The 8,214-nt window shown below is 64.6% G+C and carries 4 protein-coding genes and 1 pseudogene; 3 read left to right on the plus strand and 2 right to left on the minus strand.

Going from position 1 to position 8,214, the window contains the following annotated elements; all coding sequences use genetic code 11:
* Window positions 1-13 precede the first annotated feature (13 nt).
* A pseudogene (locus tag DM373_RS27890) lies at window positions 14-97 on the plus strand (Fis family transcriptional regulator); the annotation flags it as partial.
* A 63-nt stretch (window positions 98-160) separates the two neighbouring features.
* On the opposite strand, the gene glyA reads toward DM373_RS27890, so the two are convergent.
* Complete coding sequence (gene glyA / locus DM373_RS27895; RefSeq protein ID WP_110996555.1) at window positions 161-1,414, minus strand: serine hydroxymethyltransferase; 1,254 nt, start codon at window positions 1,412-1,414, stop codon at window positions 161-163.
* A gap of 302 nt (window positions 1,415-1,716) precedes the next feature.
* Entirely contained in the window at window positions 1,717-5,547 is a 3,831-nt protein-coding gene (locus DM373_RS27905) for a sensor domain-containing protein (protein ID WP_110996557.1), read from the minus strand.
* A gap of 236 nt (window positions 5,548-5,783) precedes the next feature.
* Between DM373_RS27905 and DM373_RS27910 the strand changes: the two genes are divergently transcribed.
* Window positions 5,784-6,197: a hypothetical protein gene (locus DM373_RS27910; RefSeq protein ID WP_110996558.1), complete on the plus strand. Its 414-nt coding sequence runs from the start codon at window positions 5,784-5,786 to the stop codon at window positions 6,195-6,197.
* A 281-nt stretch (window positions 6,198-6,478) separates the two neighbouring features.
* Window positions 6,479-8,146, plus strand: a complete 1,668-nt coding sequence (gene ettA / locus DM373_RS27915; protein WP_110996559.1) for an energy-dependent translational throttle protein EttA — start codon at window positions 6,479-6,481, stop codon at window positions 8,144-8,146.
* Window positions 8,147-8,214: the final 68 nt, after the last annotated feature.

Genomic DNA, 8,214 nt, shown 5'->3' on the forward strand with positions numbered 1-8,214 from the left:
CCTCGTTTAAGCCCTGGCGATGCTCGCCAGTGCGGCAAGAGCCTTGGGCCAGCGCGTGGAAATCCGCCTTGTCCCAGAGGTCGTGCCTGTTCGGTGATGGCATACACCCACAAAAAAGCCCGGCACATAGCCGGGCTTTTTCACATCAGGCGTCTGCCAATCAGTTGCCGTACACCGGCAGCTTCTTGCAGATGGCCTTGACCTTCTCACGCACGGCATCGATCACCGCTTCGTTGTTCAGGTCTGCCAGGATGTCGCAGATCCAGCCGGCCAGCTCTTTGCACTCGGCCTCTTTGAAACCACGGGTGGTCACGGCTGGGGTGCCGAAACGCAGGCCCGAGGTGACGAACGGGGAACGTGGGTCGTTCGGCACCGAGTTCTTGTTGACGGTGATGAAGGCCTTGCCCAGGGCGGCGTCGGCGTCCTTACCGGAGATTTCCTGCTTGATCAGCGACAGCAGGAACAGGTGGTTCTGGGTGCCGCCGGAAACCACGTCGAAACCGCGCTCGATGAACACCGAAGCCATGGCCTGGGCGTTCTTCACCACTTGCTGCTGGTAAGCCTTGAACTCAGGTTGCAGGGCTTCCTTGAAGCAGATGGCCTTGGCGGCGATGACGTGCTCCAGCGGGCCGCCCTGGGCGCCCGGGAAGACGGCGGAGTTCAGCTTCTTCTCGATGTCGGCGTTGGCACGGGCCAGGATCAGGCCGCCACGTGGACCGCGCAGGGTCTTGTGGGTGGTGGTGGTGACCACGTCGGCGAACGGCACCGGGTTCGGGTACACGCCAGCGGCAACCAGGCCGGCAACGTGAGCCATGTCGACGAACAGGTAGGCACCGACCTTGTCGGCGATTTCGCGGAAGCGGGCGAAGTCCAGTACTTGCGAGTAAGCCGAGAAGCCGGCAACGATCATCTTCGGCTTGTGCTCGACCGCCAGGCGCTCGACTTCGTCGTAGTCGATCAGGCCGTTGCCGTCGATGCCGTACTGGATGGCGTTGTACAGCTTGCCCGACGAGCTTACCGAAGCACCGTGGGTCAGGTGGCCGCCGTGGGCCAGGCTCATGCCCAGGATGGTGTCACCGGCCGACAGCAGCGCCAGGTAGACGGCGGCGTTGGCCTGCGAGCCGGCGTGCGGCTGGACGTTGGCGTAGTCGGCGCCGAACAGCTCTTTGGCGCGGTCGATGGCCAGTTGCTCGACAACGTCGACGTACTCGCAACCACCGTAGTAGCGCTTGCCCGGGTAGCCTTCGGCGTACTTGTTGGTCAGTACCGAACCCTGGGCTTCCATGACGGCGGGGCTAGTGTAGTTTTCCGAAGCGATCAGCTCGATATGCTCTTCCTGGCGCAGGGCTTCTTGCTGCATGGCTTCGAAGAGCTCGGCGTCGTACTTGGCAATGGTCAAATCACGGCTGAACATGGCGGTCCTCAAGGATCGGGCTGGATTGGGGGGGCATTCTAACCGATTGATTCGCGCCTGGCATATGAAGTGGCATCAAGTCGCGGACCAATGGGGCTCATGTTGCAGGCCGCGCCCTGTCTGGGCTGGGCGGAGATGAGAGTTGACTCTTGGGTCCGTTTTCAGATGCGCATTTCTGTCGCGACGACGTACCTGTGGGAGCGGGTTTACCCGCGAACACCGGCCAAGCCGGTGCCATGTACCGTGTGGCCTGCTTCGCGGGTAAACCCGCTCCCACATGGATCGCACCAGCCTGCAGTAGCTCACTGGAACATGAACAACGTCTCGTTGCTGAACTGCGCCTCGAATTGGTTGGCCGGCATCGGCCGGCCGAACAGGTAGCCCTGCACCTCGTCGCAGCCATGCTCGCGCAGGAACTCCAGTTGCTCGTGGGTTTCCACACCCTCGGCGATCACCGCCAGGTTGAGGCTGTGGGCCATGGCGATGATCGCCCGGGCGATCTGCGCGTCCTGCTCGCCCTCGGGCAGGCCGTCGACGAAGGTGCGGTCGATCTTCAGCACGTCGATGGGGAACTGCTTGAGGTAGTTCAGCGACGAGTAGCCGGTGCCGAAGTCATCGACCGCGATGCTCAGGCCAAGGTTCTTCAGGCTGTCGAGGATCTGCATGGCCTCGTGGACTTCACGCATCAGGATGCTTTCGGTCAGTTCCAGCTCCAGGCATGCCGGCGGCAGGCCGGTCTCTTCCAGGATGGTGGCGATGCGCGTGCCAAGCTGGCCATCGGAGAACTGCCGGGCAGAGATGTTCACCGACACTTTCGGTACCCGCACCTTGGCCAGGTGCCAGGCCTTGAGCTGGCGGCTGGCCTCGCGCAGCACCCAGTCGCCGACATCCACCACCAGCCCCAGCTCCTCGATCACCGGGATGAAGTCGCCCGGCGGTACCAGGCCGCGGGTCGGGTGGCGCCAGCGCAGCAGCGCCTCGGCGCCGGTCAGGCGCTTGCCGTCGCCGCTGAACTGCGGCTGGTAGTAGAGGATGAACTCGTTCTGCTCCAGGGCGTGGCGCAGGTCGCTCTCCAGCTCCAGGCGTTCCAGGGCGCTGGCGTTCATGTCCGCCTGGTAGAACTGGAAGTTGTTCTTGCCGCGCTCCTTGGCGTGGTACATGGCGGTGTCGGCGTTCTTCATCAGCTGGCTCAGCTCGCTGCCGTCCTGAGGGCTGAGGGCGATGCCGATGCTGGCGGTGACGAAGAACTCGCGGTTCTCCAGTACGAACGGGGTGATCAGGCTGCCGAGGATGTTCTCGGCGACGTGGATGGCGCGGTTGAGCGCCAGTTCGCGGGTAGCCTTGGGTTGCAGCAGCAGGGTGAACTCATCGCCGCCCATGCGCGCCACGGTGTCGTCGTCGTCGACACAAGCCAGCAGGCGTTCGGCCATGTCCTTGAGCATGCGATCGCCCGCGGCGTGGCCGAGGGAGTCGTTGATCGGCTTGAAGCGGTCGAGGTCGAGGAACATCAGCACCACCCAGGCCTTTTGCCGTTCGGCCTGCTGCAGGGCGGTGTACAGGCGGTCCTGGAACAGCGTGCGGTTGGGCAGGTGGGTGAGGGCGTCGTAATAGGCCAGGCGGTGGATGCGCTGTTCGCTGGCCTTGCGCTCGCTGATGTCGGTGAAGAAGCACACGTAGCTGGCCAGGTCGCCTTCGTCGTCGAGTACCGCGGTGATGCCGACCCAGGCCGGGTAGTGCTCGCCGTTGCGGCGCTTGAGGAACACTTCGCCCTCCCAGCTGCCGCGCTGGTTGAGCTGTTTGAGCACGTAGCCCAGGTGGGCGTCCTGCTGGTGTTCGACGGTGAGCATGCCCGGCAGTTGGTCGAGCACTTCGGCGACCGCATAGCCGCTGACCCGGCTGAACGCCTCGTTGGCCTGGACGATGTAGCCGGCCGGGTCGGTGATCAGAATCGCCGAGGTGGAGTGCTCGAACACCGTCGCCGCCATGCGCAGGTCCTTCTCGGCCCGGCGCTGCTGGCTGATGTCGCGGCCCACGCCGAGTACGCCCTCGAAGTGCTCATGCTCGTCCCACACCAGCACCAGGCGCAGCTCGATGGGGATCTTGCGGCCGTCGGCGCGCAGGCAGTCGAACAGGAACAGTTGCGTGGGCAGGGTGGTGCGCAGCAGGGCCAGTTGCTGGCTGTCGCCGAGGGCCTTGCTGACCCGCTCCATCAGGCCATAGACGCCGCTGAGCTGGGCCGGGTTGGCGACGATCGACTGCCAGCCGTTGGCGAAGATCCAGTCGGCCGGGTAACCGAGCACCGCCTGCACCGACGGGCTGACGTAATTGAGCTGCAACAGGCTGTCGGTGGAGAAGATCACGTCGCTGATGCTTTCGGCGAGCATGCGGTAGCGCTGCTCGCTGTCGCGCAGCGACGCGCTGGCCTCGATCTGCACGGTGACGTCCTTGCCCACCCCGATGATGCGGGTGATCAGGCCGTCGCTGTCGCGGGTCAGCACTTGCTCGCGAATTTCATAGCAGCGCCAGCCGCCGTCGCGGTGACGGAAGCGCAGCTGGCAGTACAGTGACTGTTCACGGTTGCTGTCCAGTTGTTGCCGGCGCAGCGTTTGATAGTGCTCGGCGTCCTCGGGGTGCAGCAGCAACTCCCAGAAGCGCTCGCCCATCTGCGCCAGCTCCGCGCGGTCGTAGCCCAGGGTCTGGCCGAGGTGGCGGTTGCTGAAAATCATCCGTTGGCTGTGCACGTCCTGCACGTAGAGCTGGTCGGGCACGGTGCGGACCACGTCCGACCAGAAACTCTCGCGTTCGAGCAACGACAGTTCCACCTGCTTGCGGCTGGTGATGTCGCTGATGCTCAGGATCACCGCCTGGTGGTCGCGGCGCTGCTGCGGCAGGCGCGCCATCAGCCACAGGTGCAGTTCGCCGCCCAGCGGGGCCGGCAGGCGCACTTCCAGTTCGAGCTGGCTGCGTTCCTCGATCAGCGCGTCGATCAGTTGCATGCCGACGCTGTCGCGACCGTCGCCGCTGCCATCGATCAGGCGTTGCCAGGCGCCTTCATTGCTATCGACGTTGAGCAGTTGGCGGGCGACCTGGTTGATTTCCGTGATCTTCAGTTCGGCCAGCAGCGAGCGGCGCAGGTTCGGGTCCAGGGCCAGGCTCTGCTTGAGCGCGGCGCGGTTGCGCAAGTGGTAGCGGTCGAGCTGGCCGGGCAGGCTGGAGAGGTCGAGCACGCACAGGGCCACGCCGGTGCCCTCGAAGATTTCCTGATAGCGCCGTCGGTCTTCCTGCAAGGCGCGCTGGCGGCGGCGCATGTTGATCAGCGCCAGCACCGGCAGCAAGGCGCAGAACAGTACCAGCACGCATTTGCCGATCAGCGCCGGGAGCAACTTGCCACGGGCCAGGCCGGCGTCGAACAGGCCGCGCAGCTGCCAACTGCTGTTGTCGATGTAGGCCAGCATCACGCTCTGCAGCGGCTCGTCGCTGGTGGTGGTCGGGCCGTGACGCTCGATCACCTCGCCGTTGCGGCTGTTTTCCAGCAACCACAATGGGTGGCCGGGGCCGTCCAGGTGTTGGGCCAGTTCCTTGTAGTAGTCGGGGCTCAGGCGCAGCAGCCAGTAGCCGCGGTCCTGCTCGGCGGGCTGGCGCAGCAGCAGGTAGACCCGTGTGTTGTCAGGGCTGTTGGTATAGAAGAAGGCACGCCCCTGGTTGAGTTGCAGGAGCTCGTCGATCAGTGGGCGATCGTCACTGCCGGCCTGGGTGTCGACCAGGGTCTGGCCATTGCTGCCCAGCCAGGCCAACTGCTGCAGGGCAGGCAGGCGCGCCTGCAAGGTTTCGAGCAGGGTCGGCAGGGCGGCGGGCGCCGGAGTTTTGACGTAGGGCTGGACCAGGTTCAGCGCCTGTTGTGCCTTGAGCGCCATGTTCAGGCTCAGATGGTCGGCCAGTTCCGCGCTGGTCGTCAGGCTTTGCTGGCGAAGGTCGGCCTGGGTGTGGCGGAACTGGGTGAACAGTTGCCATAGCAGCAGGCCCAGCAACACCAGCGCCAGCAGGGCCAGCGCCCCTTTCAGCGAGCCGCGCAGGTGGGTGCCGGTCTTGGCAGCAGCGGGGCGCAGGGATGACGGATGCGTGAGATTGGTCAAGCGTTGGTCCTGCGATTGGGCTGACGGCAGGGAGGGCGCATGCACGGCGCATGCCGTGGCCAGGCAAGCCGCCGGGCGCACTATAAGCCGCCAATGTGAAGCCGCCTAGCATGCCTTCAAACATGGCAAAGTGCCAGTGGGTGTGATCGCAGCCGGTCTTGCCGGTTCGGCAAGCCCCTGCATCCTGTGCGAGAATGCCGGCCGCTTCATAGTCAACGCATCGGAGAAGTAAGGTTTTGGTTACCCACTATTCCACCAATGGTCTTGATTCTGCCTGTGGCCGCAGCAGTCAGACCCTGGTCAGCACTGCTGCGGCCGAGGACGTATCCTGCAAGACCTGCCAGCGCTCGCTGGCCAAGCCGGACGCGGCTGCTGCCAGCCTGAACAAGACGCCGTCGCTGGCCGAGCTGCGCAAGTCGGCCAAGGCGGCCAAGGCCGCCGCTGAGCCTGTTGCCGAAGTCGCCGTGCAGCCGCTCGCCAAGCCTGCCGCCGCACCCGCCAAGGCGGTGAGCAAGCCGGCCACCCAGCACGTCGACAAGCCTGCACGCAGTGGCGGCTTCAGCGTCAAGTCGGCCTGGGCCGCACGCCTGGCCGAGCAGTCGGACCGTTGCCGCCTGCCGCGTGGCAAGGCCCGTCAGTCGCACGTCTGAGTCCTGCCAGACCCTACTGGCCGCCCGCTGCCACAGGTATGTCGAAGCCCCTCAAGGCGGCGCGAACCCTGTGGCAGCGGGCTTGCCTGCGATGAGGTCCTGACAGGCCATCGCTGTCACTCCTGCCCCAAGGGCTCGGCCAACCTGCGACCACTCTGTGCAAAGCCTGCGCTTGGCGTAGAATGGCCCACTTTGTTCAATGACACCCCGTAAACACATCCCCCGGGCAACCGCCTCGGGCGTACGTCGATGTCTTTACCTATCTGATAGAGGGCTTGGTTTTGGCTCAATACGTCTACACCATGCATCGGCTGAGCAAGGTCGTGCCGCCGAAGCGGGAAATTCTCAAGAATATTTCCCTGTCGTTCTTCCCGGGCGCCAAGATCGGCGTGCTCGGCCTGAACGGCGCGGGTAAATCGACGCTGCTGCGTATCATGGCGGGCGTCGACAAGGAATTCGACGGCGAAGCCCGTCCGATGCCCGACATCAACGTCGGCTACCTGCCCCAGGAGCCGCAGCTGGACCCGACCAAGACCGTGCGTGAAGTGGTCGAGGAAGCGGTCAGCGTGATCAAGGACGCCCAGGCCCGCCTGGACGAGGTCTACGCCGCCTACGCCGACCCGGATGCCGATTTCGACAAGCTGGCCGCCGAACAGGCCAAGCTCGAAGCCATCCTGCAGGCCGCCGACGGTCATAACCTGGAGCGCCAGCTGGACGTCGCCGCCGACGCCCTGCGCCTGCCGGCCTGGGACGCGAAGATCGAGCACCTGTCCGGTGGTGAAAAGCGCCGCGTGGCCCTGTGCCGCCTGCTGCTGTCGGCCCCCGACATGCTGCTGCTGGACGAACCGACCAACCACCTGGACGCCGACTCGGTGGCCTGGCTGGAGCGCTTCCTGCACGACTTCCCCGGCACCGTGGTGGCAATCACCCACGACCGTTACTTCCTCGACAACGTCGCCGGCTGGATCCTCGAACTGGACCGCGGTGCCGGTATCCCGTACGAAGGCAACTACTCGGGCTGGCTGGAGGCCAAGTCGGACCGCTTGGCACAGGAATCCAAGCAGCAGAGCGCCCACGAAAAAGCCATGAAAGAGGAACTGGAGTGGGTGCGCAAAGGCGCCAAGGCCCGCCAGTCCAAATCCAAGGCGCGTCTGCAGCGCTTCGAAGAGATGCAGTCGCAGGAGTTCCAGAAGCGTTCCGAGACCAACGAGATCTACATCCCGGCCGGCCCGCGCCTGGGCGACAAGGTCATCGAGTTCAAGAACGTCACCAAGGGCTACGGCGACCGCGTGCTGATCGACAACCTGTCGTTCGCCATGCCTAAAGGCGCCATCGTCGGCGTGATCGGTGGTAACGGTGCCGGTAAATCGACCCTGTTCCGCATGCTGATGGGCAAGGAGCAGCCGGACTCGGGCAGCATCGAGATCGGCGAAACCGTGCAACTGGCCTGCGTCGACCAGAGCCGCGAAGACCTGGACGGTAACAAGACCGTGTTCCAGCAGGTGTCCGACGGTTCCGACCAGATCCGCATCGGCAACTACGAGATCCCGTCGCGTACCTATGTCGGTCGCTTCAACTTCAAGGGCGGCGACCAGCAGAAGTTCGTCAAGGACCTGTCCGGTGGTGAGCGTGGCCGTCTGCACCTGGCCCTGACCCTGAAAGAGGGCGGCAACGTCCTGCTGCTCGACGAACCGTCCAACGACCTCGACGTCGAAACCCTGCGTTCGCTGGAGGAAGCCCTGCTGGACTTCCCGGGCGCCGCCATCGTGATTTCCCACGACCGTTGGTTCCTGGACCGTGTGGCCACCCACATCCTGGCGTACGAAGACGACTCGAGCGTGGTGTTCTTCGAAGGCAACTACACCGAGTACGAAGCCGACCGCAAGAAGCGCCTGGGCGATGCCGCTGCACAGCCGCACCGTGTGCGTCACAAGAAACTGGCCCAGTAAGCCGGTTTAGGTTGCACAAGAATGGGGCCCTCAGGGGCCCCATTTTTGTGCCTGTCAAAAAATGTTTG

Origin of the sequence: Pseudomonas sichuanensis, from assembly GCF_003231305.1 — a bacterium.
In the GTDB taxonomy this organism is placed as follows: domain Bacteria; phylum Pseudomonadota; class Gammaproteobacteria; order Pseudomonadales; family Pseudomonadaceae; genus Aquipseudomonas; species Aquipseudomonas sichuanensis.